The following is a 26,263-nucleotide window of genomic DNA, read 5'->3' as shown; positions in this document are numbered from 1 at the left end:
CTCCCTCTACTCGCTCATCTCCCCCTGCCCCCTGCCCCCTGCTCCCTGCTCCCTGCCCTCACTCCTTTGCAGTGTCTTTCATCTCAATAGTCAGATTAGGGAGTCCCTCTAGTTTTTCGGTAGGCTCAACTTCTTCTACTAATGGCACAAAAATCTTCAAACCTGCTGGTACACACTTAATTTCTACTGGTGTTGTGCCTACTATTTCACCATCTAAAACAACCTTTTGCGGTGGCTTAGTTGTAATTTTAAATTCTTTGGCTCGCAGAAAGCCAATATCGTTGCGATCTACAGCGTTACCTGTAGAAGCCGTTTGGAATAGATGAAACGTAGCTGCGATCGCTCCTGCTTTGTTAACTGGAGCTACAATCGTTAAATCTAGTAATCCATCATCATAAATCAGACCGGCTGGCCCTTGAGCTAAAACTGAAGTAGGAGGCGCGGCATTGGCTACTGTAACTGCACAGGCACTAGTCTTAATTATCCGATCTTCTGTTTCAATTTCAACATCAAAGTTTTTTAAGTTTCTCAATTGTTGAATTCCAGCGAAAACGTAGGCCATCATCCCAAAGCGATTTTTAGCGTCCCTGTCTGCCAATTCTACAGTTTCAGCTTCAAAGCCAATACCTGCCAAAAGTACCATTGGCTGATCGTTGCAATAGGCTACGTCTACATGGCGGGTTCCTCCCTGCAAGATTGTCTCACATGCACCTGCGATCGTGTCAGGAATTCCTAAAGCTGTAGCAAAAGCATTTGCTGTGCCTCTAGAAATGATCCCAAATGCAATACCAGTACCCACTACAGCCGCCGCCGCCGCTGAGAGAGTGCCATCTCCCCCCGAAGCAATGATTGCATCTACTCCCCTCGCTACCGCAGCAAAAGCTAGTTCGTCAGCGTCGATTTCTTCAGTTGTAAGATAAATATCTAGGTCAATATCTGGCTCTAATATTGTCCGAATTTCTGCCAGTTCTAAATCTGGGTCACCTTGACCCGCAACTGGATTGAAAATGAGGCAGGCGGAACGATTCATAAAATATAAAAGCTAAACTTAGATCACTAAAATACCAAACTCTTTTTAGCATTCTTGTGAAATTTCGGCTTCCTTCTCAGGGCTGGTTTACCTTATGTAAGAAGTTTAGAAGTCTTCTGCGTCGCAACATACCAATGCTGACGCGTATTTAAGTATCTTTGGTCTCTAATTAAACAATAAACATTTTGCCATGCGTCAATTATTACTAGTTTTAGCAAGTATGCTAACTTTCAGCAGTTTAAATACTCCCACCGTGACAATAGCAGGCACAACCCCTGATTTACGGGAGATGCGCTTAGTTCAAAAGCTCAACTGCAATAATCCTCAAACTCAAATAGCAATTGATGAATGCATAAAGTTGTCTTATCAGAATACAGATAACAAACTGAATCAAGTTTATCAACAATTGCTACCTACGTTAGATAGCTCTAGTAAACAGAAATTGATCGCTTCACAGGTAGCATGGATCAAGTTTAGAGATACCAGTTGTGAGTTTGAAATGAGTAGATATGAGGGAGGAAGTCTTGCCCCAACCATTTATTTTGGTTGTCGAGAAAATTCCAGTAAATTGCGTACCCAACAATTACAAGACTATCTCCAAAACCATATTTTAGGCAATGTAAGATATTGCTTGTAACCCGATTGTTACTCTGCTCGGTAGAAAGAATTTAAATTGTCCAGTTCGGAGCAATTAGCACATCATCTACAGGTTCTCCGTCATCGTCAAACTCAATTTGTTGCCAACGGATAACCGCCACATCTGGAACAATTGACCGACCACCAAAAGTACAAGGCAACTCTGGAAAAGCATAAGCAATTTGCCTCTTTTTTGTGACTTCATTAAATCCTATCAGTGCGATCGCATCCCCATATAGGAATCTTGGGAAGTTGAGTTGATGAAGCAACTTGCAACCCAGGTTGCGATCGCCATCCAACAGTCAAAACTTGACAAACAGCTACAAACACTCAACCTTTTATTATAACACCGCCTTCAACAAGGGACTCAAGAATTAGCTAAAGTCCGCTCACAAGGAGCAATGAAAATCCATTTTCCCCATTCCCCCCTATTATTTTAGATTCCTAAAACCAGCTTTAGGTAAAGAATTGTAATCCAAAATCCCAAATTCAAACCCCAAAATTGGTATGAGTCCCTGACTACGGTAGTCTAGATGAGAGTGAATTTATCGCCTAGTTTGATATTAAGTTTTATGACTTCAGTTGTTTCTAGTCCTCCACGCACTATTCGGATTGGTTCACGCAAAAGCCAACTTGCTCTGGTTCAAACCTACTGGGTACAAGAGCAACTCCAGAAAAGATTCCCTGATATCATTTTTGAAGTCCACACCATGTCTACCCAAGGCGATAAAATCTTGGATGTAGCATTAGCTAAGATTGGCGATAAAGGACTTTTTACTAAAGAACTTGAAGTCGGAATGCTCAATCAAGAGATTGACTTTGCCGTTCATTCTCTCAAGGATCTGCCGACTCACTTACCTGAAGGGTTGACACTAGCAGCAATTACTGAACGGGAAAATCCAGCAGATGCATTAGTGGTGCATGAAAAGCACAAAGATAAACAAATTGATACATTGCCAGAAGGTGCGGTAATCGGTACATCTTCGCTGCGGCGGTTAGCACAGTTACGCCATCACTTCCCCCACTTTAGTTTTAAGGATGTGCGGGGGAACTTAATTACACGCTTGGCAAAACTGGATGCAGGCGAATACGATGCCCTAATTTTGGCAGCAGCAGGATTAGAGAGATTGGGAATGAGCGATCGCGTTCATCAAATTATCCCCAAAGAAATCTCCCTCCACGCCGTGGGACAAGGAGCTTTGGGTATAGAATGCCGGGCTGATGATAGTGAAGTGCTATCTCTACTCAAAGCGATCGAACATCCCGAAACACGCGATCGCTGTCTCGCCGAACGATCTTTTTTACGCTCTCTAGAGGGCGGCTGTCAAGTACCTATTGGCGTAAATACAGAAATATCTGGTGATAATTTGACCTTAACAGGGATAGTCGCCAGTGTCGATGGTCAAAAGTTTGTAAAAGATACCGTCACAGGGATTGCCAATAATGCCGAAGCGTTAGGCACAGAACTAGCACAAGTGTTGCGGGAACAGGGAGCGCAAGAAATTTTATCAGAAATTTTTGCGGTGATTCAACGCGGTTCCTAAAGGACTGACAAATAAAAAAATATCCAACTATTTATTGTGGGGTGAGTGACACGAACGCCTAGTAATCAAAGGCGCTCATGTTACCCACCCCACAAGATTGGATAATTTATTTCTTGTCAGTCCCTAAGCAATTGGGCAAGCCGATGTGATTAGATAAGAATTGATCGCTGTTGCACCAAAGATGTGCCAGACGCGACAAGAGTTAATTTGACAATATAGACTCAGGGAAGCAAAAATTACCATGCGGATTCTATTTGTTGCAGCAGAGGCAGCACCCATTGCCAAAGTAGGAGGAATGGGTGATGTTGTCGGGGCATTACCCAAATTTCTGAGAGAAATGGGGCATGATGTGCGGATATTTTTGCCTTACTATGGCTTCTTGCCAGACAAAATGGAAATTCCTAAAGAACCCATCTGGCGGGGAAATGCGATGTTCCAGGAATTTGCTGTTTATGAAAGCGTTCTGCCTGGTACTGATGTTCCCTTATACTTATTTGGACATCCCGCCTTCCTACCCCGCCACATTTATTCTGGAGATGGTGAAGATTGGCGATTCACATTGTTTGCCAATGGTGCAGCCGAGTTTGCCTGGAATTACTGGAAACCGGAAATTATGCATTGTCACGATTGGCATACGGGGATGATTCCCGTGTGGATGCACCAAGATCCTGATATCAGCACAGTGTTTACCATTCATAATCTTGCTTATCAAGGGCCGTGGCGTTGGTACTTAGAAAAAATTACTTGGTGTCCTTGGTATATGCAAGGACACAACACAATGGCGGCGGCGGTGCAATTTGCTAATAAGGTAAATACAGTTTCGCCCACCTATGCCGAGCAAATCAAGACACCTACTTATGGTGAAACATTAGAAGGTTTGCTGTCTTTTATTAGCGGTAAATTATCTGGGATTATCAACGGAATTGATACTGAAGTTTATAACCCAGAAAATGACAAATACATTGCCCAAACCTTCACTGCTGATAGCCTGGAGAAACGCAAAGCCAACAAAATTGCTTTACAAGAAGAAGTAGGATTAGAAGTTAACTCCAAAGCCTTTTTAATTGGGATTGTGACCCGATTAGTAGAACAAAAAGGCATTGACTTGATATTGCAAATCCTCGAGCGCTTCCTCTCCTATACAGATGCACAGTTGGTACTGTTAGGCACAGGCGATCGCTATTATGAAACTCAGATGTGGCAATTAGCATCCCGCTTTCCCGGACGCATGGCAACTTACTTACTGTATAATGATGCCCTGTCTCGCCGCATCTACGCTGGTACTGATGCTTTCTTAATGCCTAGTCGTTTTGAACCTTGCGGTATCAGCCAAATGATGTCTTTACGCTACGGTTCTGTACCTATTGTCCGCCGCACAGGTGGATTGGTTGACACCGTAAGCCATCACGATCCCGAAAATGCAGCAGGCACCGGTTATTGCTTTGACCGCTATGAACCGCTAGACCTTTTCACCTGTATGATCCGCGCTTGGGAAGGCTTCCGTTTCAAACCACAATGGCAAGAACTACAAAAGCGGGGCATGAGTGAAGATTTTAGTTGGTATCAATCTGCCAAAGAGTACGTGAAGTTGTACAGGTCAATTTACGGTTTGCCAGAAGAAGAGGAGACACCACAACCAGAGTTAGTGTTAAACAAGGCGATCGCTAATAGCAAGTCATAAACCTTTGTACATGTGTAGAGATGTATGCACCTCATTTTTTGAACTCATGATAAGTAAGTGGGTCAAATTAAATATAAAACCTTACCCTCTATCCGGCTTCCCTCTCCAAAGCATCGGAGAGGGATTGAGGGTGAGGTTTTTTGTTATATTTAATTACGTCTACCAACTTAGCATTTTTCAGATTAGCCTAATATCTGAACATGCTAATCATGAGTTTTTTTGTTTCTGAAGTAAGCTTTCCCATAACGTACCATATTTATAAGTGGGTTAAGCGCTGCTTTAAAAGAATGTTTGAAAAGTCCTCTTGTTGGTAACAAAAGGTTTTACATCCCCCCAAATCCCCTTTTTTAAGGGGAACTTTAACTCCGGTTTGCCCTAATTTATCGGGGATTTAGGGGGGATCAACAAGTGCCTAAAATCATAGTTAAACCTCATCTATTTTGAAAACCGTAGTTTTTGCCCTCACCCTAAATCCCTCTCCCAAGAAGGGAGAGGGACAACTTTGCGGCTCCCCTTCTCCCAAATTTGGGAGAAGGGGCTGGGGGATGAGGGTTTTTTATTTTCATCATGGAATATCTACAGTTTTCAAGATGGACGCGGTTTAACTACTTTTATGAACTGCATATAATTGCAATTATATTAAAACGACGTTCTGACATTTTTAATCTTAATTGATTATTTTTTATAATGGTTACACAAGGGAGTGTGTGAAGTATGTCACAATGTTTATATACCAAAAACTATAAAAATAAAAAACCGTAAAACTTCATCCGCAGGAGTAATAAGTAGGAGTTAGAACATTGATAGACGCAATGGACTTTTTTCACCTAAGTGCTGGGAAGTGGCGATCGCAACGTGCAACTCATCACCTGCCCTTTAAGCGCTCAGAAACAGGAGAATCGGATATACAGGTAGAAACTCTGGATGCCAATCATCCAGAAATCATTGAACTGTGCCAGTATCATCAGATTGACCCCAGCCTGTCAGTAGGCGGTTCGCGGGTACAATGGCTAGGCACAATGGCTTGGGATAGAGAAAATGATGAAAACCATCAAGGGAAAACCATATTTGCGATCGTACCTGATGGCGATAACCCAAGAGCTGGTAAATTACTCCGTGAAAGAGGTTACGCCGAAATTATGCCTGTAGTCGGTCTTTTTCACATGGATGATGAAGATGGGCTAGTGTTGACAACCGAATATGAAACAATGAGTTCCATTGAGAGATTCTGGTTCGGTAGCCCAAATATGCGAATGCGAACTAGTACAGTGAAACGGTTTGGCGGCTTTAGCACTGCATCATTTTGTACCGAAACCCGCATTGACACTTCTGTTGAGGCTTCTAACCCAGAAGAAGTAACAGAAAAACAATGGCCCGATGTTCTGGCAAAAAAACAGTTTTATTCAGTTTTGGGCTGGTGAATGATTCTTAAGCAGACCGATGCTTTTACTCGTGGCCGAGATTATCTGCATCAGGTACAGGGGTTTGCCCTAGAACCGGGTATGGTGGATGTGTTCGATAACGTGCGCGATCGCATCCCCATTTGTACTTGGATCGGCAATAATATTAACACCGTTAATGCTCAGATCAACACTTATCTAGAGCTTTGTCATGAGTGCTTTCATCCCCAAGAGCGTCGCCACATCCAAATTTTTGCAGTCCCCATAGCTCAATCCTTCGGCATCGATGGACTGTGCAACATTCTCACAAACCCAATCACTATTCTGGTAGATGTCGGTCGAGTTGCACCTAGAGACTGGTTTGGCATAGTCATCCATGAATACGCCCATGCCCATCTAGGAGACTTTGGTCACAATCAGCGATTTGCTAGCATCCTATCTCATCTATGTTTAGGACTAGGATTGGAACCACCCTACTGGGAGGCAGGGATGCAAGCAACCTTGCGTAGCTGGCCTCACTGTAAGTCAACCATAGATCCCCTGGAATTTTGGATAGGTCAAGGGAGTAGGGAGTAGGGAGATGAGAGACAAGAATTAATAACCATTCCCCATTCCCCATTCCCTACTCCCCATTAATTTCTTTTGCTATATGTTAAAAATTATTGCTTTATTTCAAAAAGGTGAAGCTGAATCTTTTAATCTGAACTATGTGAACAAAGTTTTTTAGGTAGTTATTAGGGTGAAAGCCGCACTCCCTTTATAGATTAGCTATGGGTTGAGTCCAAGAAGCTAATCCTTGTTTTTTGGAATAGTTAAATTAGCCTTAGTTAAGTTTCGTGAAATTTTATCAGAATCTGAAGTTTTGATACAACTACTCCCTTAAAATGTGATCTAAAGTTGTTAACTTTAATTAAGAATATGGAGGCTTTAGAGTGGCAATTCCTCTGTTAACATACGACCCTTCAAGTCAGAACCAGCGTGTAGCTGCATACGAAGTACCGGGTGATGAACAGCCCAGGATTTTTAGTACAGACAATTTGCTTTCTCCGTCAGATTTAGACGTTCTGATTGAAGCAGCATATCGTCAAATTTTCTTTCATGCCTTTGCTGCCGATCGCGAAACATTTTTAGAGTCTCAACTCCGTAATGGACAGATTACAGTGCGGGACTTTATTCGTGGGTTGCTGCTTTCCAATACCTTTAGGAAAAGCTTCTACGACCTCAACAATAATTATCGCTTTGTTGAGCAAGTAATCCAGCGCGCTCTAGGACGCGACCCATACAGTGAGCGGGAAAAAATTGCCTGGTCAATTGTAGTCGCTACCAAGGGTATTAGAGGGTTTGTTGATGAAGTCCTCAACACTGAAGAGTACCTGAGCAGTTTTGGAGACTCTACAGTGCCTTATCAGCGCCGTCGCATACTGCCATCCCGCGCTGAGGGTGAGTTGCCATTCAACATCAAATCTCCGCGATACGAAGCTTACCACCGGGCTAAGTTGGGTTTCCCCCAAATCATTTGGCAGGTAGAAGTACGCAGATTCCTCCCACAAGAGCAAAAGCCCAAGGCAGGCGATCCGGCTCTATTCTTGTCTATGGCACAAAGTGTCAATGCAACTGGCAATCCGCCACAAAGGATCTCGTCATTCAACATCGATATCGAAAAGTCTGTACCTTATCGGCAACTGGCTGGAATTAAATAACGATTTTTGTTCAACGGCTGTCTAGTACATCCATTTGATCATTTTATAGCGTGCATAAGTCTTGGGTTATGTAGGAGTTTCATTTAGGTATAACTAGTGGAACAGACTCTATCCCATGTCTGATGCACGCTAGTTGTTAATGGGTATTGGGCATTGGGCTTAAAGTGTAGTTCGTCTTTTTAACATCTCCAAAAGTTTTGTAAAGTGGCTGGGAGGGTTTGCTGTCACCTCAATCAACTCTCCAGATATGGGATGCTGCAATTTTAGTCGCCAAGCGTGCAGTGCTTGACCGGGTAAATTTACCCCCACTGAATGGCCAGAACTATAAACTCGGTCGCCGACAATGGGATGACCCATTTTGGCACTGTGGACGCGAATTTGATGGGTGCGTCCAGTTTCTAGTTGAAAGTGGATTAAGGTGAAGTTACCGAGGCGTTCTAGTACTTGCCAATGAGTGACGGCGACTCGTCCGCCTTGTTCAACAGTCATAATAGCCATTTTTTTGCGGTCTTGCGGATGGCGACCAATGGGTAAGTCAATTGTACCACTTTCAACTTTTGGCGCACCGTAAACCACGCCCAAGTATTCTCTGCGTGCGGTTTTAGCTTTGAGTTGGGCTTGTAGGTGATGATGGGCAACTTCTGTTTTAGCGATCGCAATCGCCCCCGTTGTATCCTTATCTAATCGATGGACGATTCCTGGACGTTGAACTCCGCCAATTCCTGGTAAATTGGGGCAGTGTGCTAATAGAGCATTTACCAAAGTGCCATCTGGATGACCGGGTGCAGGATGCACAACTAAACCTGCGGGTTTGTTGAGAATGAGTAGTTGGTCGTCTTCGTAGAGGATATCTAAGGGGATATCTTCTGCAAGGAGTTCTAAAGGTTGCGCTTCTGGTATTTCAAGAGTGATGCGATCGCCTAGCTTGACATTGATCTTCTTAGATGTGCAAACTTGATCGTTAAGTTGGACATTGCCCTGTTCGATTAACTGTTGGATGCGCGAACGGGATAAGTCTGGTAATTCTTGGGAAAGGTAACGGTCAAGGCGATCGTTGCCTTTGGTGTTGATGCAGTGTATCCTATCCCTGAAGGGAAGTAAGCTAGACGCTGCATCCTCTAGTGGAGTTGATAAGCGATCGCTATTTTCTTGGATTTGTAAATTAAATTCGGTCACAATTGCTCTAAATTATTAATTCCCCGTTCTTTAAGTAAAGCGCGGAATGCTTTAAAAGAGCGGTTATAAATCCTATCTACTCAAGTAAAACCTTGATTTTACCTTATTCCACAGAGGCAGACAAGAGTTTATGTATCCGCAAATTCTATTGCCTTATACCATTTCCCTGTGAGGCTGCGCCAAATTTTCTTTCTTTCTTTGTTTGTGTCCTTTGCGCCCTTTGCGGTTCGTTTTTCTTTCTTATACTTCAGTCCTAATTATGATTTAGCGCATCTTAAAACAGAATTGATAAGCTGTTCCACAAATAAACTTGCATAATTACGGCGCTCATGTTGCCCACCCCACAAGAGTTATATAAATTTTAGATATGCAAACTAGATGTGGTTTAGCTTATTAGCTGTCTTGTATTTGTTCTCTTACCGATTGTCGAAACACTCTAAGTGCTGAACTCATTCCTGTAGTTCGTGCTATTTCTACAAATCGGGGAATGAGTTCCGTGATAGAAAAAGTGGGAAATGTGGGGCTAATGAGAGACTTCACATATTGTTCACCTTGCAGCAAGCTAATTTCTAGGTTTTTGCTTTCATATCGCCAAATTTCAGGTACTCTCAACGCCTCGTAGGCACTAATTTGGGTTTTAGAGGTGACATCAATTTCAATCGCCAAATCAGGAGGAGGGTTAACACTTAGGTCGATCCTATCTTTCCCAATCATTAGCTTATAGTTTTGAATATAAAAACAATCATTCGGTTCAATACCTGCACTTATATCTTTTCGTTTAAAGGTAGTTGAACCTAAAGATTCCCAATTGAGATCGAGTTCATCTAGCAAGGCTTTCACCAAGTCTCCGATAATTACCTTACATCGCTCATGTTCTGGTAATGGAGCCATAATTTCTAACGTTCCTTGGCTGTATGCTACTCTACACCCGCGATGCTCTCCTAACTCGTTGATAATTGCTTCAAATACTTGCCAACTCACATCTTCCAGGATTATTCTTTGCCCTGGTGGAACTCGAATTTGTTTGAGTTGAAGAGTAACCATAGGATGTTAGTTGTTAAATAATTTTATTTTTACTCAAATTTGACATTAGCGAAAAGGGAATTTTTTCAAATTTGATGTAGCAAACGCCCAAAAAGCGATCGCTTAAATTCTTTTCATCTCTCCTCCTCCGTGTCCTCCGCGCCTCTGCGGTTCGTTATTCTAAATTTCTAACTTCTGGCGGTAACTCAAATAAACCATCTTCCCCAGCTTCAAAATCAATCACCTGATAGACAGCATCAATATTTAATTCACCATAAATATGAGGAAATAATTCGCCTATTTCAGCAGGTTCATAGCGAATTTTAGCTTGGACTTTATCAGAATTAATAAAAAGTAGTACCAATTCTTTTTGATTAGCAAAAAATCTCGTTGCAACGTTGAGTATTTGCGTTGACTTGGAACAATGTATAAAACCTTCACTCTCTAGCGAATCAGCGCGATAGCTACCGAGTATTTTCGCGTCTTCCCATTGTTGGCGTTTGGTAATGTGAAAGATAGTATTCATGTTGTTTTTATCAAGGTTATTTTATCTCAATAGGTTCATTTGGATGAAATTCAAGGCATACATTATTTGGTTTATGGCTATTAGGATATATAATTATTTTAATTTCTAATTTGCCTTTCTGCCAACCTTTACCATCCACTTTAAGAACCTGACAATCTTTGACAGCATTTAGTTTAATTTCACTAAAGGGTATGGACTCGTCTCCAGCAGATATACTGCCAAACAAACTACCAACTGAATCATTATTAATTTGAGTTTTATATGTACAAATTTTCTGACGCCATTTTTTTATAAATTGTCGTATAACTAACTCTCTTAATTTACTTACTTTATAAGTATCATTCTCAAATAAAATGACATCATCTCCACAGTCTAGAAGAATGAATTTATTTTTCATAGCAATATCTATACTGACAATTCAAAGTTGCCAGTCTATAATTTCTACTAAATTTTATCGTGATTTAATTAACAGTACTCTAGTATAAATACTGAATATAAAATGTAAAGAAACAATCTAAGCAGCATCAAGCGATCGCTCAACAATATTTCTAAATAAGTTACGAACAAAAAGATCCCCGACTTCTTAAAGAAGTCGGGGATCTGAGCCTCTCGGTATTGACAGATAAAATAGGATTCCTATAGCTAGACTTTAACCTTTGACTGGCTTGACTTCTTCTTAAAAATTAGAGCTAGTTTAACTTATTGATTTTTATCATTTGTTAATGTTACTCAATTTTTGGGAATTATAATAACGAACCTCTGAAAAGATTAAAGAGGTTTAGATATACAACCAGAGTGCAACCATGAATAAATTTAAATACTTATCTATTGCAGCATTGTTACTTACCATTTCTGCCTGTACACCTTCGCCAGAAGCCAAGTTAGAGCCTTCGTCATCTCAAGCAAATGCCGCCGATACTACTAACATTGAAGCAGTTTCAAAAGCAGTCAACGGCAAACTTAATCGCAAAGGTTGGGAATTTAGCGTCACAGGTGTTAAATATGCAGGATAGAAAATTCAAGGTAAGTACAGGACATACGAAGCAGCTGAAGTTTGGACAGTGGTTTCTGTAACCGTTAAAAACACAAGTGGCAAAAGACAACGAGAGGATGATGCATGGTTCCTTATTGGATTATCGAAATTAGTTGACTCAAAAGGCAACAAATATGATATTAAAGAGATGGAGTTAAAATATGATACTAATTTGCTAAGTAAACCTTTCTCTCAAGGTGAAGCTCGTTCTGTAGATTTCCTATTTGACACTCCTAAAGGTATCAAGGCAGATAAATTTTTAATTTTTGATAAGAATCTTGAATCCATCCCTTTCAAACTTTAACCAGCAATAGCACTATTTAATTTGTTCTCTTTTAAATCTCACGCAAAGGCACAAAGTTTTTCTCTGCACCTTTGCGTGAGGTTATAATTCTATAAAGTAGATGGAATACAAACATCTGGCGCACACAAACCACGAAATTCCAGCGTTGTCACCTCAAAGGTATCCAAATCTACGCAACGAATGGCATGATTATTAGTATCAGCAATATATAAATGTGAACTCCAAACACTCAATCCCGAAGGTTCAAAAAAACGGCTATTCTTACCTTGTCCATCTTGTAAACCAGTAGAACCATCTCCTAAAACTGTTTGACAATTCCCACTGGGACTCACTAATTTAATTTTGTGATTGTAAGTATCTGCTACCCACAGAAAATTTTGAGCATATTCTACTCCTAAACAGTGCTGCAAACGAACTTCTTCACCTTGTCCATCTACATCACCAAAACCAAATAAACCTCCACTACCGCAAACGGTTCGCACTTGATACGGTTCTACAATTCCAACACCACGAATTGAACTAACTTCACTGTCAGCAATATATAATTCATTACCATCGGTGCTGATACCGCTAGGTTGAGCAAAGGCAGATTCGGTAAGTGAACCATCAACACAAGCTTCTGCACCAGTACCAGCATAAGTTTTCACGATGCCAGTTTCTAAATCCATTTGCCAAACTTGATGAGGCCCAGCCATTGCAATAAACAACGTATTTCCCACTTTCACTAAATCCCAAGGAGAATTTAGCGCAGTTTCTAAACCAGCACCGCCATGAGGACGGATATTGCGGCTTTGTTCACCTGTTCCTGCGATCGCTTCCACTACTTGACGCTTTAAATCTACTCGCCGCAGTGTATGATTTTCTGTATCAGCAACATAAAGAATTTGATTTTCGGCATCATAAGCCATTCCCTGTGGTGCAAAAAATTGCGCTTCGTTAAAAGCACCATCAGTTAAGCCAGATTTTCCACTACCAATCAACTGTAAAATTTCCCCATCAAAGCTACTCATAATTAGGCGATGATGTCCAGAGTCAGCGATGAATAAACCCGTTGGAGTAGCTATAACTTTACCAGGAAAAGCTAGGGGTGTGATTAATGGTTGACGCTGTTTTTCTAAAGTCAAGCTAAGTTCTTGGAAGTTAATTGTGCCTTTGTCTTGGTGTTGCTGAATTAACTTTTGAATCAACTCGTCTAAAGTGTCACGATTTCCTTCACCAGAAATCTGGCCAATCACATAACCTTCTGGATCAATAATTATTAATGTAGGCCAAGCACGTACAGCATACTCTTCCCAAACTCGAAAATTGCTATCAACTAAAACTGGATGTTCAATGTCGTAACGTAGGATAGCTTGACGAATATTTTCTGTTTCTTTTTCGTTGTCAAATTTGGCGGAGTGAATGCCGATAACGGTAAGACTATCTTTATATTTTTGTTCTAAATATTTCAGGTTTGGCAGAATATGCAGACAATTGATGCAACAATATGTCCAAAAATCTAAAATTACGACTCTACCCTTGAGTTGTTTAATAGACAAGGGTTTATCAGTGTTGAGCCAAGAGTCATTTTGTGGTAATTCTGGCGCTCTGACACGGGGAATCATATTAATTCGTAATTCGTAATTAAGAGGATGCTTGAAAAGTCCCAAACTATACTATAAACGCCGCTTCCATTTCTCTCTCCTACTGCGCTACCTTGTACACACAAGTCTCTCGCAATTTACGGTTTATCGAATAGCCCAAAGAAACCTCACCCTGGTTCTGCTACGCAAAACCTGTCCGTTTCCTTAGCAAGGAGAGGGATGTCCGCCAGGACAGGGTGAGGTTTTTGTTTTGGGTAATTCGACGATCTTTGTGTACACCGTAGCCTAGAGGGAGAGAGGCTTTGAAACCCCCATTTACTTATAGGGAGGGGGCTACGCTATGAATTTACGAAATCATCTACCCTAGCTGTAAGCGACTCATCCGGTTTCATTCAACCAGTATTCTTGAAAACAATCTAACTGCGATCGCTGTATGCTTTCTTAAATTAAGTTTCATAAATTTTTTATCCTTAATTTCGTGTTTACTAAGATATTAAAAAGCTTTGATAAGCTTCAGAATATACTGTTAGTTACTATCTAATAAATGAACTTTTAGAAAATTTACACTTTGAAAAGACTTGACAAACTAACCACTATAGACATATCAGCGTGGGTACAACTAGCTAAAATTCAGGCGAAACAGGGACGAGTTAACGATCGCATTCCGCAATTAGCTTTGGCTAATCCTGGTTGGTTTGCAGTTCACATCTGCTGTAAATCAGGAAAAACTATCAGCCTTGGGGATACAGCTTGTGTTTTCCCGCTAATGAGCGCTATTAAGGCATTTTCCTTACTTTATCTGCTAGAACATTTTGGCGCAGAAACGGTTTTTGGCTGGGTTGGGGTGGAACCATCGGATGCACCCTTCAATTCTTTAGAACAATTAGTTAGCGATCGCGGACACCCCCGTAACCCTATGATTAATAGTGGGGCAATTAGCCTGTCTGATAAGTTACCAGGAAGGGACGCAAGCGATCGCACTTTGTTATTTTGTCAATGGCTCAACCAATTAGCAGGTTGTCAACTATATTTAGATGAGGTAATGCTGGCTTCAGTGCGATTAACCCGCTCAACAGCCAATCAAGCGATCGCAAACTATCTTACCGAAATAGGTCATCTAGAAAATTTGGAAACAGCACTTGACACTTATAACCAAATATGCTGTATTTCTGGACTAGTTGAAGATTTAGCTCTGTTAGGAAAATTCCTAGCTTGTGAAAATGGCTGTTTATTGGCACAAAATCGCCGAATTGTCAACGCTGTGATGTTAACTTGTGGACTGTATGAAGCTTCAGCCGAGTTTGCAGTTAGGATTGGTCTACCGATGAAATCAGGCATTGGTGGTGGACTTGTAGCAATAGTATCAGGTGAGGGAGCGATCGCTTGTTATAGTCCTGGGTTGGATAATATCGGAAATCCAGTAGGGGGGCTTGTGTTTGTTGAGGCTTTAGCGCAACAGTTGCAGTTGAGCATCTTTGGGTAAATGCTGCTTTTGAATGGGGAGAGAAATCATAAATTCTGTACCACTACCCACCTCAGATTTGCAAGTTAATCGTCCTCCATGTTTTTCGACTACAATCTGATGACTAATGGAAAGTCCCATACCAGTACCAACACCTGTTGCTTTGGTGGTAAAGAACATCTCAAAAATTTTCTCTTGAGTATCAGGAGCAATACCAGAAGCGTTATCAGCAATGCGGACAACTACCCAGTTTTTGTCTTGAAGTTCAGTAGCGATCGTAATTCGTGGTTTGTCTTGAAAATTTTGGTGTTCCTCCAAAGCATCTAGCGCATTGTTGAGAATATTCATGAACACTTGGTAAAGCGAACTAGAAAAACCTTCAATACTAGGAATATCACCATATAAGCGCTCAATTATAATGTCTTTTTTGATGCGGTTATTGAGGATAAGTAGAGTACTTTCAATGCATTCGTGCAAATCAACTGGATGGGATTCTGCTTCATCTATACGAGAGAAGTTTTTTAAACTCAAGACAATTTGGCGCACACGATCAGCGCCGAACTTCATTGACTGCAAAAGTTTGGGTAAATCTTCTTCGATAAATTCTGCATCAATTTCGGTGGCGTGGGCTTGTACGCTTAGAGGTAGAATAGGTATTTCTTGACGATAAGTTTTTAACAATGCTAATAAATCGTCTACATATTCAATAGCAGGATCTAAATTGCCGTAAATAAAATTTACTGGATTATTAATTTCGTGGGCAATCCCAGCTACCATTCGTCCTAAACTAGACATTTTCTCACTTTGCAGTAATTGGGTTTCTTGCATTTGCTGCTGAGATAAAGTAGCTGCTTGCTGTTCTGCCAGTAGCGATTTAACTCTGTACAAAAGTTGGTTAAATGCAGTAGCAAGTATCCCAATTTCATCTGTAGTCATTACCGGTGCTTGCAGGTCAAAATTAGATTCTTTAATGACTTGTTGCGCCACATTCGTCAGCACTTCAACAGGATGGGTAATGGTTCGACTCGTTAATAAAGCTAAAATACTAGCAATTCCTATTGACAACAAAATGCTAGCAACAATGATTTGAATTCGGATTTGGGCTGCTGTCTTGAAAGTTATCGTCGCTGCGTGTAATTCTTCATAAGAGGCATTAATGATATTGACTAGTTCATCAGAGATTTCATCAAAATCGAGTGCTAACTGACTATTGGTAAACTTTAACAGTCGTCGTTGAGCGATCGCAATTTTATTGTCAGTTAGAGGAGATAAATCAAGTTGCTCGATCAAATCGGCAAGTTGCTGGATATAAGTTTGGGTTATAAGTTCATAAGTTTTTAGAAGCACGGGAATATTATCCGTGTGCTTTTGGTTCCTATAATCGGCAGTTTTTATATAGGTTTCGAGTTCCAGCCAAACCTACTTAATTTCAGGTGTATGTACATTAGTAATATGGGCATATTCTTCTTTGTACAGCTTTGGATTTGACACTAATGGAATAAGTTGCTGTTGGTGCGTCCGGGTTTGAAGGATACTTGTCTGGAGACGATAAAGCAAATTGAGTTCCTTAAAGGCATTTTGTTGCTGCTCCAACGCCTCTTGTTGATAATGATCTCCTAAGATTAGCCCAATTGTGGTTCCGACAATTCCCACACCGAGAGCAAAAGCATAGCCAAATTTAATTTTGTTACCAACACTCAGATTATTAGTAATTTTTGACAACCAGCTTTTTTGGCTCGATTGAACCACGGGGATATGGTCGGAAACTGACGAAGAATCTGAACCTTGAGTCTGAAAAGCCATATTAATCCTAAGTAAGCAAGAAGAGTCAATCCTTACTTAGAATTCCCTAATTATTCAGTAAAATAGAGAGCGTCATTAAGAAAAAGCGAACTTGTACTGACTTGTACTGAGCATAGCCGAAGTAGCGAAGTCGAAGTATTGCGAATTGGTTTAAGGTAGGGCTATTTCGTTCTAAACAGAAACCGCCCAGAACTGAAGTTCTTTGGCTTTTAGCTAAAGTCCGTTAAAACGGACTATAACATGAGTCTTACTCGTCTAAAGACGAGTTTAGGACTTACGCACTGTACAAACGAAACCTCTTGTGTATTGACGTAAATAGGTCGTTTTAGCCTTTTACAAACCACCTGCGATCGCCAAAAAGTGGTTGAAAAATCTAGTCAAAAGCGTTGAAAAGCATATTTGCTATTTTGGTCTTTCTGTCAATGCGTAAGTCCTAGAGTTTCGCTATTAGACTCAGAATTCATTCTGAGGCAACCTAGATGAGAATGATCTAACCCTGGCTTTTAGGAGGGCTAACAATGGCTCTATTTTTCTCTTTCCTCAAGATTTTTTATGGCTGTTGCACTTGTTTTTTGGGGAATTTAGCCGATGGAGGTGTTACCGTTACGTCTGGCTGTGATTCGGGTTGACTTTCTGCTGGAGGCACAATTATTTCTGGTGCTGGAGACTGAATAATCTCTGGCAGTGTGGGTGGCAAACTAGGAGATGGTGCAACTGGTGTTTGTGGGGTAGGTATCTTGCCACCCTGACGGTTAAAAAATCCGCCAAGTTTAGATTTTTTTTGCCCAGGTGTAACTTTTTCCGGTAACGGTGTTGATTCAGGAGTTGGTGTTACCTCTGGCTGTGGCTTTGCTATCGGAGACTCAATTATTTCTGGTGGTGTCGGGGACAAGGTGGGAGATGGTACAGCCGTTGGAATTTCTAATTTTGGTTGTTCTGGCTGTATTTTGGATTCTTCGGGAAATTCCGTTTCTGGAATCGGCTGTTTTTCTACTTTGGGTTGTATTTGGGGTGTTTTTTCAATAGAAGGCGTAGGTGTGGGTTTAGGTAGAAGTTTATAATTCGGGTCTACAATAGAGCGCACCTCATCTGCTGTCAGTTCTCCTCTGACAATTCTCGACAAAGTATCTTTACCCTTGGGCTGGTAGTCAATCAATCTAACTGTAGTATTAAAGGCATTTTTGAGAGAATTTCCCTGATTATCGAGAAATTCCAGTTTTACCCAGTTTTTACCAGGTTTAAAGCCTTTAAGATAAACTGCTTGCCAGCGATCGAAAATAAAGCTTTCACCATTAATTGTCGAGCGGATACGCCAATCACTGAATTCGTCGTTAGGGTTTTCCTTGCCGACGAGGTGTAGAGGCGCGTTAGTTAGGTAAAAGTCCAGTAAGATTGGTTCTGCTCCGTAGCTACTTTGAGGGCGGCTGTAAGTTAGCAGGGGTAACTTGATATCTGGATTGTTGTCGTCGCTTTTGGTGAAGACGTGAAATGTTGTTTGGGCATAAGCGCCTTCATTTTTAAAGCTTTCATGCCAAGGACGGGAGGCGAAGACCCGCAGGGTATGAGTCCCTGGAGACAAGTCTGGTAAAACTAAGGGCTGATTCAGGTCGTAAACAGGGATATAAGGTTGGTTATCCAGAATTACATGTAGATGGGGACCTAGTTGTAATTGTGAATCCTTAAATATTGGTAAATCCTTAACCTGAAAACTGACTGTGGCTTTGTTGTCTTGGAGAACTTGATCGGCTTGGGGAGTAACAATTGTCACTTGTGGCTGATAAACTTCCAAAATTGTCCGCAGTTCTTGGATAACAGATGGTGGGGAAACTTCGGAAAATTGCTTTGAAATTTGAGAAATCTGTGGAGGGTTTTCTCTATAGTCAGTAGATACTTCTTGGCTACTCACTTTCTCGCCACAACTGGTCAAGCTTAATACCAGCACCAATGTCATCACCCACCTGAAAATCGGGAACCTCTCAGGGAGGAGCTTCTCTAACACTCTTTTCTGCCACGAGTTCATGCGTTGCACCCAGTGATCCTCTTCGAGAATTTACAGATTATTTTGGCTCAAACTGTCCATCTGGGACTATAGCCCAAAAGATGAAATCTGCCTCAAATCCGATAATTTTTCTTGTGTATCTCCGAAAATTTTAAAACAAGTCATATTCCTTACAGCTTTTTACTTACAACAATGGAAATATGACACAAATGTTCATGAGCAATAGCAGCCAAAGCTGGAACATCGGCTCTTACAGCCAAACTATAAAATTTGCAAATTGTTATTCTTTGTAAATTAAATGGATAATCTATTGACTTTTGGACAAAGGCTTTGAAGTTAAAAGGCAGTTAAGGCAGGAATTCCAGCAATATTTCAGCAAGTTTGAATTATTGTTAAAATATCTCCAACTATCTCCAACAAAGTACAAGTTAAGACTCTATAATTCAACGAGAAACAACAATCCACATCGGTCTTCATCGCGGCTTCAGCAAAATGGAATTTGCGGTAATGGTTAAGTTTGTGGTATTCATGATTCCTCATTCCTTATCAAGAGAGGAGGTCGAATGACAATAAGTCCTCCAGAGCGAGAGGAAAAAAAGGCAAGAGTAATCGTCGATAACGATCCAGTTCCAACCTCATTCGAGAAATGGGCGCAACCTGGACACTTTGACAGATCCTTAGCCAGAGGTCCCAAAACCACCACATGGATTTGGAACCTGCACGCACTCGCCCATGATTTTGATACACATACAAGCGATTTAGAAGACATATCCCGCAAGATATTCTCAGCCCACTTCGGCCACTTAGCCGTAATAATGGTTTGGTTGAGCGGGATGATTTTCCACGGCGCGAAGTTTTCTAACTACGAAGCTTGGTTAAGCGATCCGTTGAACGTTAGACCAAGTGCTCAGGTTGTTTGGCCCATTGTGGGACAAGACATTTTAAACGGTGATGTTGGCGGTGGTTTCCACGGTATTCAAATCACCTCTGGTTTGTTCCAAGTATGGCGTGGCTGGGGTATCACAAACTCCTTTCAGCTTTACGTGACTGCGATCGGTGGCTTGGTATTAGCAGGCTTATTACTATTTGCCGGCTGGTTCCATTACCACAAACGCGCTCCCAAACTGGAATGGTTCCAGAATGTGGAGTCAATGCTGAATCACCACTTGCAAATATTGCTAGGTTGTGGTTCCTTGGGATGGGCAGGTCACATAATCCACGTATCCGCACCGACCAACAAGCTTTTGGATGCAGGCGTTGCTCTTAAAGACATACCCTTGCCCCACGAGTTCATCTTGAACAAAGACTTGTTGACCGAGCTGTATCCCAGCTTTGCTGCTGGTTTAGCACCTTTCTTCACCTTGAACTGGGGTCAGTATGCTGACTTCCTAACCTTCAAGGGCGGTCTAAACCCAGTAACAGGCGGCTTGTGGATGACTGACATTGCTCATCACCACTTAGCGATCGCAGTTATCTTTATCATTGCTGGTCACCAGTACCGTACCAACTGGGGTATTGGTCACAGCATTAAAGAGATCCTGGAAAACCATAAAGGTCCTTTCACTGGTGAAGGCCACAAAGGTCTCTACGAAAACCTGACCACATCCTGGCACGCTCAGTTGGCTACTAACCTGGCCTTCTTGGGTTCTCTGACCATCATCGTCGCGCATCACATGTACGCGATGCCTCCTTATCCATATTTGGCAACTGATTATGCGACACAGTTGTGCATTTTCACCCACCACATGTGGATTGGTGCATTCTGTATAGTCGGCGGTGCGGCTCACGCTGCCATATTCATGGTGCGGGATTACGATCCAGTTGTGAACCAAAACAACTTACTGGATCGGGTGCTTCGTCACCGAGATGCGATTATTTCTCACCTTAACTGGGTGTGTATCTTCCTCGGCTTCCATAGCTTTGGACTTTACATCCACAACGATACAATGCGTGCCTTGGGGCGTCCCCAAGACATGTTCTCTGATACTGCAATACAATTGCAGCCAGTGTTTGCCCAGTGGGTACAAAACATCCACACCCTAGCTCCTGGTGGCACTGCTCCCAATGCGCTAGAACCCGTTAGCTATGCTTTCGGCGGTGGAATCTTGGCTGTAGGCGGTAAAGTAGCGATGATGCCCATTGCTTTGGGTACGGCGGACTTCTTAATCCACCATATTCACGCATTCCAAATACACGTTACTGTCCTAATTCTGCTCAAAGGTGTACTGTTTGCCCGTAGCTCTCGTCTGGTTCCAGACAAAGCAAACCTGGGCTTCCGCTTCCCCTGCGACGGTCCTGGTCGTGGCGGTACTTGTCAAGTATCTGGTTGGGATCATGTGTTCCTCGGACTTTTCTGGATGTACAACACAATATCCATTGCAATTTTCCACTTCAGCTGGAAGATGCAATCAGATGTCTGGGGAACCGTAGATGCAGATGGTGCTGTGACTCACATCACTGGTGGTAACTTTGCCCAAAGCGCCATCACCATCAACGGTTGGTTGAGGGACTTCTTGTGGGCGCAAGCTACACAAGTCATCAATTCCTACGGCAGTGCGCTGTCTGCATACGGTCTACTCTTCTTAGGCGCTCACTTTGTCTGGGCATTCAGCTTGATGTTCCTGTTCAGTGGTCGCGGCTACTGGCAAGAACTGATTGAGTCCATTGTTTGGGCGCATAACAAACTGAAGGTAGCACCAGCAATTCAGCCTCGCGCTCTGAGTATTATTCAGGGTCGGGCTGTAGGGGTAGCTCACTACCTCTTAGGAGGAATTGCCACAACTTGGGCGTTCTTCCATGCACATATCCTTTCAGTAGGGTAGCAATCAGCTTTCTACAAGTTAGGAGTTAGGAGTTAGGGGTTAGGAATGAAGTTAGGAGTTAGCGGTTAAGAATTAGAAATAAAAATTCTCAACTCATAACTGACAACTCATAAATCTCAACTCATAACTCACAACTCATAACTTCTAACTATCCCAGCTGGTATTTGATGGCTAAAGGTCAGAGGATTTATTAAACCTATGGCGACGAAATTTCCGAAATTTAGCCAGGATCTCGCACAGGACCCGACGACTCGTCGGATATGGTATGCGATCGCTACAGGCAACGATTTTGAAACCCATGATGGCATGACGGAAGAAAATCTTTACCAAAAGATTTTCGCAACTCACTTCGGTCACTTGGCAATCATCTTCCTGTGGGCATCCAGCCTCCTGTTCCACGTAGCCTGGCAAGGTAACTTTGAACAGTGGATTAAAGATCCCCTTCACATCCGTCCTATCGCCCACGCGATTTGGGACCCCCACTTTGGTAAACCAGCGATCGAAGCTTTTACCCAAGCTGGCGCTAGCAATCCGGTAAATATTGCTTACTCTGGTGTTTACCACTGGTGGTACACCATTGGTATGCGGACTAACAGTGAACTGTACACAGGTTCAGTATTCCTGTTGTTGTTCGCAGCTGTACTCTTGTTTGCTGGCTGGCTGCACTTGCAACCCAAGTACCGTCCTAGCTTGGCATGGTTTAAGAGTGCTGAACATCGCCTAAACCACCACTTAGCAGGTTTGTTTGGTGTTAGTTCTTTGGCTTGGGCTGGTCACTTAATTCACGTTGCTATCCCCGAAGCTCGCGGACAGCACGTAGGTTGGGATAACTTCCTCAACACCCCACCCCACCCAGCAGGTTTGGCACCTTTCTTCACCGGTAACTGGGGCGTTTACGCTCAAAACCCTGACACTCCTGGGCATATATTCAGCACATCTCAAGGTGCAGGTACTGCAATTCTGACTTTCTTGGGTGGTTTCCATCCCCAGACAGAATCTTTGTGGCTGACTGATATAGCTCATCACCATTTGGCGATCGCAGTTATCTTTATCGTCGCCGGTCACCAATACCGGACTAACTTCGGAATTGGTCACAGCATTAAAGAAATGCTGAACTCCAAATCCGGTTTAGTACCTGGTAGCAAAAGTGAAGGTCAGTTTAACCTGCCTCACCAAGGGTTGTACGACACCTATAACAATTCACTGCACTTCCAGTTGGGTATTCACCTAGCGGCTCTAGGAACCATCACCTCTTTGGTGGCACAGCACATGTACGCCATGCCTCCTTATGCATTTATTGCTAAGGACTACACAACTCAGGCAGCGCTGTACACGCACCATCAATACATTGCTGGTTTCCTGATCCTTGGTGCTTTTGCTCACGGAGCTATATTCTGGGTACGTGATTACGACCCCGAACAAAACAAGGGCAACGTCCTTGAGCGCGTGTTGCAGCACAAAGAAGCGATTATCTCCCACCTTAGCTGGGTATCTCTTTTCTTAGGCTTCCACACCCTCAGCTTGTACGTCCACAACGATGTAGTGGTTGCTTTCGGTACTCCTGAAAAGCAAATCTTGATTGAGCCTGTGTTTGCTCAATTCGTTCAAGCTGCTCATGGTAAAGTACTGTACGGCTTAGACACCTTGTTGTCTAACCCAGATAGTATTGCCAATACAGCATGGCCTAACTACGCTAACGTTTGGTTACCAGGCTGGTTAGATGCCATCAATGCTGGTACTAACTCCCTGTTCTTGACAATTGGCCCTGGCGACTTCTTGGTACACCATGCGATCGCTTTGGGTCTGCACACCACCACCTTGATCTTGGTCAAAGGTGCTTTGGATGCCCGTGGTTCTAAGCTGATGCCCGATAAAAAGGACTTCGGTTATGCCTTCCCTTGCGACGGCCCCGGTCGTGGCGGTACTTGCGACATCTCAGCATGGGATTCTTTCTACCTCGCTACATTCTGGATGCTCAATACCCTTGGTTGGGTTACCTTCTACTGGCATTGGAAGCATCTAGGTATTTGGCAAGGCAACGTAGCTCAGTTCAATGAGAACTCTACATACCTCATGGGCTGGTTCCGCGATTACCTCTGGGCTAACTCTGCTCAGTTGATTAACGGTTACAACCCCTACGGCGTGAATAACTTGTCTGTCTGGGCTTGGATGTTCTTGTTTGGACACCTAGTTTGGGCTACTGGCTTCATGTTCTTAATCTCCTGGAGAGGTTACTGGCAAGAGTTGATTGAAACCCTTGTTTGGGCGCACGAACGGACTCCTCTAGCTAACCTAGTTCGCTGGAAAGATAAGCCCGTGGCTCTGTCTATCGTTCAAGGTCGTGTAGTTGGTCTAGCTCACTTCACTGTTGGCTATGTCTTGACTTACGCTGCATTCTTGATTGCTTCTACTGCTGGTAAGTTTGGTTAATTCGACTGCTAGTTTTGTAGGTAAGTAATAAAAATCCCCTGCCGCAAGGTGGGGGATTTTTTGTGGGTTTTGGGTGGGAAGATGGGAAAAATAAAGAAGGGGCGGGCAAGATGCCCACCCCACAAGAAAAATAAATTATAAATAGTTTTTTATTCTGAAGTTTTTTATTCTGAATGCAAGAGCCAAAGTTGAAAATTTTTCGGAGAAGATTACCGCACTGGGAGTTAGATGGGGCGGTTTATTTCATTACTTTTAATACTTGGGAAAAGTTAGAACTGAGTCTACAAGCTAGAGAAATAGTTTTTAATTCTTGTTTATTTTTTGATAAAAACAGATATCAAATATTTGTCTTTGTAGTTATGACAAATCATGTGCATCTTCTGATTCAGCCATTACTTAAGTCGGAAAATGAGTTTTGGTCATTGAGTAGCATTATGAAAAGTATTAAAGGTTATAGCGCTAAACAAATTCCCAAAGTCATGAAACATATAGGAACAGTTTGGCAAGATGAAAGATATGACCGGATTGTTAGGAATGACCAAGAGTTTCAACAATATTGGGAATATATCAGACAAAATCCTGTAAAAGCAGGACTGTCATCAAGCCCAGAAAATTACCCCTTCTTTTGGCAACTCCCTGAATAATCTCACTCATCACTTCCCTCTTCTCTTGTGGGGTGGGCATCTTGCCCGCCCCTTTGTAGCCTTAAGTGTCAGTCTATAATTGACTATTGAAACAATTTAATTCTCTCTATTGCCTCGGCATATTTCTTTGTATCCCCTTGTTCTAAATGAAGGTTAGCAGCAAGCTGCCAATCTTTAATTGCAGCTTGCTTATCTCCTAAGTCATAGCGAACCCAAGCTCGATTATCGTAGGCATCAGAATTTTTTGCGTTTAACTGAATCGCTTTATTATAGTCTTGTAAAGCTCCCTGTTTATCACCTAAATTGGAGCGAACATTACCTCGATTGTTATAAGCAACATCAAATTTAGGCTCAAGCTTAATTGCTATGTTGTAGTCTTGTAATGCTCCTTGATTATCACCTAAATCTGCACGAACATCAGCTCGCCCTTTATAAATAGTGAATGGAGGAGTTAATTGTTTATTACCAATAACTAACATTGAGTTTGAAGTTCTAAGCTGAATTGCTGTGTTGTAATCTTGTAAAGCTCCCTGTTTATCACCATATTTATTCCGAAAAAACCCTCTACTACTATAGGTATCACCATCTTGAGGTGGATAAAATTTATAAAATTGGTTTATGTCTTGTAAAGCACCTTGGTTATCGCCAATTTCATGGCGAAGCTCCGCCCGACCAATCACTATCACGGAATTTTTAGGGTCAAGTTCAATTGCTTTATTGTAGTCTTGTAAAGCACCCTGTTTATCCCCTAATTCACTCCTAAATATAGCGCGGCTTGTGTAAGCAGATGCCTCTTTAGGGTCAAGTTCAATTGCTTTATTGTAGTCTTGTAAAGCACCCTGTTTATCCCCTAATTCACTCCTAAATATAGCGCGACTTGTGTAAGCAGATGCCTTTTTAGGGTCAAGCTCAATTAGTTTACTGTAGTCTTGTAAAGCACCCTTTTTATCCCCTAATTCAGTCTGTAAATTAGCGCGACTTGTGTAAGCATATCCAGTTTTAGGGTCAAGCTCAATTGCTTTATTATAGTCTTGCAAAGCACCCTGTTTGTCACCTAATGCACTCCGCAATTCAGCGCGACTTGTGTAAGCAGATGCCTTTTTAGGGTCAAGCTCAATTGCTTTACTGTAGTCTTGCAAAGCACCCTGTTTATCCCCTAATATAATCCGGGATCGAGCGCGATAGTCGTAAGCCAAAACACTTTTAGGGTCAATCTGAATTGCTTGGTTCGAGTGTTGTAACTGTGCTTTTTGATCGCTAGTCGATAAAATAAACCTTAATAGATAGTTATCCTTATCATTAGGGTTAATTTGAATCGCTTTTTTGTAATCTTCTATGACCCCTGATTCATCGCCTAACTTATCACGAACTTCACCCGGATTTCTCACAAAGCTTGAAGAAATAGGGGTCAAAAACTGCCAAAATGTATATTGCAAAAGAATTCCAGCAGTTTGAAGTATGACCCCA

The 26,263-nt window shown here is 42.1% G+C and carries 23 protein-coding genes; 12 read left to right on the top strand and 11 right to left on the bottom strand.

Features of this window, described 5'->3' with window-relative positions; translation table 11 throughout:
* Nucleotides 1-58: 58 nt before the first annotated feature.
* Nucleotides 59-1,030 (bottom strand): YegS/Rv2252/BmrU family lipid kinase, encoded by a 972-nt coding sequence (locus V7K32_RS14645; RefSeq protein WP_334994348.1) that lies wholly within the window; start codon nt 1,028-1,030, stop codon nt 59-61.
* Nucleotides 1,031-1,220: 190 nt separating this feature from the next.
* Here V7K32_RS14645 and V7K32_RS14640 point away from each other — a divergent pair, with 190 nt between their 5' ends.
* Nucleotides 1,221-1,667 carry a lysozyme inhibitor LprI family protein gene (locus V7K32_RS14640; protein ID WP_334994346.1) on the top strand — a complete coding sequence of 149 codons (447 nt, stop codon included), beginning with the start codon at nt 1,221-1,223 and terminating at the stop codon, nt 1,665-1,667.
* A 31-nt stretch (nt 1,668-1,698) separates the two neighbouring features.
* On the opposite strand, the gene V7K32_RS14635 is transcribed toward V7K32_RS14640, so the two are convergent.
* On the bottom strand, nt 1,699-1,935 hold the full coding sequence (locus V7K32_RS14635; protein WP_334994344.1) for a hypothetical protein: 237 nt from the start codon (nt 1,933-1,935) through the stop codon (nt 1,699-1,701).
* Nucleotides 1,936-2,238: 303 nt separating this feature from the next.
* Here V7K32_RS14635 and hemC point away from each other — a divergent pair, with 303 nt between their 5' ends.
* The 5 genes from hemC to V7K32_RS14610 all read left to right on the top strand — a co-directional run bounded on the left by hemC (nt 2,239) and on the right by V7K32_RS14610 (nt 7,991).
* Nucleotides 2,239-3,210 (top strand): hydroxymethylbilane synthase, encoded by a 972-nt coding sequence (gene hemC / locus V7K32_RS14630; RefSeq protein ID WP_334994342.1) that lies wholly within the window; start codon nt 2,239-2,241, stop codon nt 3,208-3,210.
* Between the two features lie 241 nt (nt 3,211-3,451).
* Nucleotides 3,452-4,891, top strand: coding sequence for a glycogen synthase GlgA (gene glgA / locus V7K32_RS14625; RefSeq protein ID WP_334994340.1), 1,440 nt, complete (start codon nt 3,452-3,454; stop codon nt 4,889-4,891).
* Nucleotides 4,892-5,694: 803 nt separating this feature from the next.
* On the top strand, nt 5,695-6,312 hold the full coding sequence (locus V7K32_RS14620; protein WP_334994443.1) for a phycobiliprotein lyase: 618 nt from the start codon (nt 5,695-5,697) through the stop codon (nt 6,310-6,312).
* Nucleotides 6,313-6,867: a hypothetical protein gene (locus V7K32_RS14615; RefSeq protein WP_334994338.1), complete on the top strand. Its 555-nt coding sequence runs from the start codon at nt 6,313-6,315 to the stop codon at nt 6,865-6,867. It begins immediately after the preceding gene.
* Between the two features lie 356 nt (nt 6,868-7,223).
* Entirely contained in the window at nt 7,224-7,991 is a 768-nt protein-coding gene (locus tag V7K32_RS14610; RefSeq protein ID WP_334994336.1) for a phycobilisome rod-core linker polypeptide, read from the top strand.
* A gap of 159 nt (nt 7,992-8,150) precedes the next feature.
* On the opposite strand, the gene V7K32_RS14605 is transcribed toward V7K32_RS14610, so the two are convergent.
* The 4 genes from V7K32_RS14605 to V7K32_RS14590 form a co-directional block, all read right to left on the bottom strand.
* Nucleotides 8,151-9,071 (bottom strand): RluA family pseudouridine synthase, encoded by a 921-nt coding sequence (locus V7K32_RS14605; RefSeq protein ID WP_334994441.1) that lies wholly within the window; start codon nt 9,069-9,071, stop codon nt 8,151-8,153.
* A 489-nt stretch (nt 9,072-9,560) separates the two neighbouring features.
* On the bottom strand, nt 9,561-10,211 hold the full coding sequence (locus V7K32_RS14600; protein ID WP_334994334.1) for a Uma2 family endonuclease: 651 nt from the start codon (nt 10,209-10,211) through the stop codon (nt 9,561-9,563).
* Nucleotides 10,212-10,365: 154 nt separating this feature from the next.
* The gene (locus V7K32_RS14595; RefSeq protein ID WP_334994332.1) at nt 10,366-10,716 is read right to left on the bottom strand and encodes a DUF952 domain-containing protein; all 351 of its coding nucleotides are present in this window, start codon (nt 10,714-10,716) and stop codon (nt 10,366-10,368) included.
* Between the two features lie 16 nt (nt 10,717-10,732).
* Nucleotides 10,733-11,113: a KGK domain-containing protein gene (locus V7K32_RS14590; protein ID WP_334994330.1), complete on the bottom strand. Its 381-nt coding sequence runs from the start codon at nt 11,111-11,113 to the stop codon at nt 10,733-10,735.
* Between the two features lie 406 nt (nt 11,114-11,519).
* On the opposite strand from V7K32_RS14590, the gene V7K32_RS14585 reads away from it, so the two are divergent.
* Both V7K32_RS14585 and V7K32_RS14580 read left to right on the top strand, forming a co-directional pair.
* Nucleotides 11,520-11,729, top strand: coding sequence for a hypothetical protein (locus V7K32_RS14585; RefSeq protein ID WP_334994328.1), 210 nt, complete (start codon nt 11,520-11,522; stop codon nt 11,727-11,729).
* Between the two features lie 48 nt (nt 11,730-11,777).
* Complete coding sequence (locus tag V7K32_RS14580; protein WP_334994327.1) at nt 11,778-12,053, top strand: hypothetical protein; 276 nt, start codon at nt 11,778-11,780, stop codon at nt 12,051-12,053.
* A gap of 89 nt (nt 12,054-12,142) precedes the next feature.
* On the opposite strand, the gene V7K32_RS14575 is transcribed toward V7K32_RS14580, so the two are convergent.
* Nucleotides 12,143-13,657, bottom strand: a complete 1,515-nt coding sequence (locus V7K32_RS14575) for a thioredoxin-like domain-containing protein (protein WP_334994325.1) — start codon at nt 13,655-13,657, stop codon at nt 12,143-12,145.
* A gap of 547 nt (nt 13,658-14,204) precedes the next feature.
* Here V7K32_RS14575 and V7K32_RS14570 point away from each other — a divergent pair.
* Nucleotides 14,205-15,119, top strand: a complete 915-nt coding sequence (locus V7K32_RS14570) for a glutaminase (protein WP_334994323.1) — start codon at nt 14,205-14,207, stop codon at nt 15,117-15,119.
* Here V7K32_RS14570 and V7K32_RS14565 read toward each other — a convergent pair.
* The 3 genes from V7K32_RS14565 to V7K32_RS14555 form a co-directional block, all read right to left on the bottom strand.
* Nucleotides 15,084-16,445 carry a sensor histidine kinase gene (locus V7K32_RS14565; protein ID WP_334994321.1) on the bottom strand — a complete coding sequence of 454 codons (1,362 nt, stop codon included), beginning with the start codon at nt 16,443-16,445 and terminating at the stop codon, nt 15,084-15,086. The genes V7K32_RS14570 and V7K32_RS14565 overlap by 36 nt on opposite strands.
* Nucleotides 16,446-16,517: 72 nt before the next feature.
* Nucleotides 16,518-16,901, bottom strand: coding sequence for a hypothetical protein (locus tag V7K32_RS14560; protein ID WP_334994319.1), 384 nt, complete (start codon nt 16,899-16,901; stop codon nt 16,518-16,520).
* A gap of 550 nt (nt 16,902-17,451) precedes the next feature.
* A complete protein-coding gene (locus tag V7K32_RS14555) occupies nt 17,452-18,921 on the bottom strand; it encodes a hypothetical protein (RefSeq protein WP_334994317.1) in 1,470 nt (489 codons plus the stop codon).
* A 542-nt stretch (nt 18,922-19,463) separates the two neighbouring features.
* On the opposite strand from V7K32_RS14555, the gene psaA reads away from it, so the two are divergent.
* From psaA to V7K32_RS14540, 3 genes are all read left to right on the top strand, one after another.
* A complete protein-coding gene (gene psaA / locus V7K32_RS14550) occupies nt 19,464-21,722 on the top strand; it encodes a photosystem I core protein PsaA (RefSeq protein WP_334994315.1) in 2,259 nt (752 codons plus the stop codon).
* Nucleotides 21,723-21,920: 198 nt separating this feature from the next.
* Entirely contained in the window at nt 21,921-24,152 is a 2,232-nt protein-coding gene (psaB, locus tag V7K32_RS14545) for a photosystem I core protein PsaB (protein ID WP_334994313.1), read from the top strand.
* A 173-nt stretch (nt 24,153-24,325) separates the two neighbouring features.
* Nucleotides 24,326-24,796, top strand: coding sequence for an REP-associated tyrosine transposase (locus V7K32_RS14540; protein ID WP_334994311.1), 471 nt, complete (start codon nt 24,326-24,328; stop codon nt 24,794-24,796).
* Between the two features lie 83 nt (nt 24,797-24,879).
* Here the strand turns inward: V7K32_RS14540 and V7K32_RS14535 are convergent.
* Nucleotides 24,880-26,263: tetratricopeptide repeat protein (locus V7K32_RS14535; RefSeq protein ID WP_334994309.1), on the bottom strand; the 1,384-nt coding region annotated here is incomplete at its 5' end.

The sequence above is a fragment of the Nostoc sp. genome (genome assembly GCF_036917635.1).
Lineage (GTDB): Bacteria > Cyanobacteriota > Cyanobacteriia > Cyanobacteriales > Nostocaceae > Nostoc.
The sequence above is the reverse complement of the archived record's forward strand: the minus strand, read 5'-3'. Positions and strand labels throughout refer to the sequence as shown.

Coding starts and splice junctions, on each gene's coding strand:
- V7K32_RS14640 (WP_334994346.1), top strand. CDS start 1,221: ATGCGTCAATTATTACTAGTTTTAGCAAGTATGCTAACTTTCAGCAGT.
- V7K32_RS14560 (WP_334994319.1), bottom strand. CDS start 16,901: ATGGCTTTTCAGACTCAAGGTTCAGATTCTTCGTCAGTTTCCGACCAT.
- V7K32_RS14575 (WP_334994325.1), bottom strand. CDS start 13,657: ATGATTCCCCGTGTCAGAGCGCCAGAATTACCACAAAATGACTCTTGG.
- glgA (WP_334994340.1), top strand. CDS start 3,452: ATGCGGATTCTATTTGTTGCAGCAGAGGCAGCACCCATTGCCAAAGTA.
- V7K32_RS14615 (WP_334994338.1), top strand. CDS start 6,313: ATGATTCTTAAGCAGACCGATGCTTTTACTCGTGGCCGAGATTATCTG.
- V7K32_RS14600 (WP_334994334.1), bottom strand. CDS start 10,211: ATGGTTACTCTTCAACTCAAACAAATTCGAGTTCCACCAGGGCAAAGA.
- hemC (WP_334994342.1), top strand. CDS start 2,239: ATGACTTCAGTTGTTTCTAGTCCTCCACGCACTATTCGGATTGGTTCA.
- V7K32_RS14595 (WP_334994332.1), bottom strand. CDS start 10,716: ATGAATACTATCTTTCACATTACCAAACGCCAACAATGGGAAGACGCG.
- V7K32_RS14540 (WP_334994311.1), top strand. CDS start 24,326: ATGCAAGAGCCAAAGTTGAAAATTTTTCGGAGAAGATTACCGCACTGG.
- psaB (WP_334994313.1), top strand. CDS start 21,921: ATGGCGACGAAATTTCCGAAATTTAGCCAGGATCTCGCACAGGACCCG.
- V7K32_RS14590 (WP_334994330.1), bottom strand. CDS start 11,113: ATGAAAAATAAATTCATTCTTCTAGACTGTGGAGATGATGTCATTTTA.
- V7K32_RS14585 (WP_334994328.1), top strand. CDS start 11,520: ATGAATAAATTTAAATACTTATCTATTGCAGCATTGTTACTTACCATT.
- V7K32_RS14555 (WP_334994317.1), bottom strand. CDS start 18,921: ATGAACTCGTGGCAGAAAAGAGTGTTAGAGAAGCTCCTCCCTGAGAGG.
- V7K32_RS14645 (WP_334994348.1), bottom strand. CDS start 1,030: ATGAATCGTTCCGCCTGCCTCATTTTCAATCCAGTTGCGGGTCAAGGT.
- psaA (WP_334994315.1), top strand. CDS start 19,464: ATGACAATAAGTCCTCCAGAGCGAGAGGAAAAAAAGGCAAGAGTAATC.